This is a genomic window from Nocardioides sp., from assembly GCF_031422975.1.
Classification (GTDB): Bacteria; Actinomycetota; Actinomycetes; order Propionibacteriales; family Nocardioidaceae; genus Nocardioides.
In genome coordinates this window covers 1-1,502 of sequence record NZ_JANPEO010000554.1, presented here as the reverse complement: position 1 = coordinate 1,502, position 1,502 = coordinate 1, and the positions used below count along the sequence as shown (strand labels likewise).

1 protein-coding gene is annotated in these 1,502 nt (G+C 69.8%); it reads right to left on the bottom strand.

The window, feature by feature from the left end; genetic code table 11:
* Positions 1–1,327, bottom strand: a 1,327-nt coding sequence (locus RMO85_RS16580; protein WP_310529825.1) for a S8 family serine peptidase, incomplete at its 3' end; no start/stop codon positions are given.
* Between the last annotated feature and the right edge of the window lie 175 nt (positions 1,328–1,502).

Here is a 1,502-nt window from a genome sequence, read left to right as displayed (position 1 = left end):
CCGATGAGTTCACCAACGGGGTGCTGGGCACGGCGGTGCCGTTGATCGAGGCTCCCTTGTACTTCGCGCCGTTGCCGAGCACCACGGTGTTCTCGAAGTTGTAGTGGGTCGACGCCGCGACCGTGGTGACCCAGGGGCTGTTGTGCGCGACCGTGGAGGCAGTCGGGCCGCTGTTGCCGGCCGAGGTGGCCACGAACACGCCGGCTGCGGCCGCGCCGAGGAAGGCGTACTCGACGGCGTCGACGACCGTGTCGGTGGCGCCGGAGATCGAGTAGTTGATGACGTCGACACCGTCGAAGATCGCGTCGTCGACCGCGGACAGGGTCGAGGACGTGTAGCAGCCCCCGGTGTCCGGGTCGGTGTCGTTCCAGCAGACCTTGTAGGCGGCGATCTTGGCCGCGGGGGCCATCCCGCTCACGGTGCCGAAGCTGCGGCCCTCGACCGAGGCGGGAACGCCGTTGTTGCCGGCAGCCGTGCTCGCGGTGTGCGAGCCGTGGCCGTCGCCGTCACGCGTGGAGATGAACTCGGCGGCGCCGCGGTCCTGCGGCTTCACGCTGTCGAGGAACGCGTCGGGGTAGTAGCGAGCACCGACGATCTTGCTGTTGCAGTTGTCGGCGATCCACTTCTGGCCCGGCTGGCAGAAGCCCTGGAACAGGCCGCCGTCGGCCTTCCGCATGAAGATGTCGTTGCCCCGGCGGTAGAGGCTGAACGGGCCCGTGGGGTTGCGGTCGATCTTGGCGCCCGCGAAGGAGCCCGACTCGGGCCAGATACCGGAGTCGAGCACGCCGACCACGACGCCCGCGCCTGCCTTGGCGATGCCGCCCCTCTGGGCCCAGGCACCCGAGGCGCCGTCGAGGCCCAGGAACTTGGGGGTGTTCCAGGTGTCGGTCTGGAAGGCGACGTCCTTGACCATCATCAGCACGTCGCGCTCGCTCGAGAGCGAGGTCGCCTGCTCGGCGGTGAGTCGCGCGGTGAACGCGTTGCTCGCCAGTGTCGTCCGGCTCATCACCGTCGCGCCCACCTGGGTTGCGAGGCGGTCCTGCTTCGTGGTCAGGTACCCCGCGTACGCCGCGACCTTGGCCGAGCGCGCGTTGAAGGTGTTGCCAGCAGGGACGCTGGTGGCCTTCAGGTCCGCGACGCCACCGTCGTAGCGCGTAGCGCCGGGGTCGCGCAGGACCACGACGTAGCGCCCGGCCCCGAGGTCGCGGGCCGGTGCCTGCTTCGCGACCACAGGAGCCGTCCGGTCCTTGGGCGCCGCAGAGGCCGTGGCCCCGCTCAGCGATCCGGCGACGACGACCGCCGCCGAAAGGAGGGCGAGAGCACGCATCCGCGCACCCGTCCTCCGAGAATGGTTCGACACGTGAGACTCCTTGGTGTGTGGGTCCGTGCAGAGCGAGCGCTCGCCACCCTCGCGTTCCGGATGAGGTTCGCGGGGCAGAGCATCACCTAAGGGCACCCCCGTCCCCCACGTCAAGGAAATCGGTCAGGCGGCGGCAGAGGAC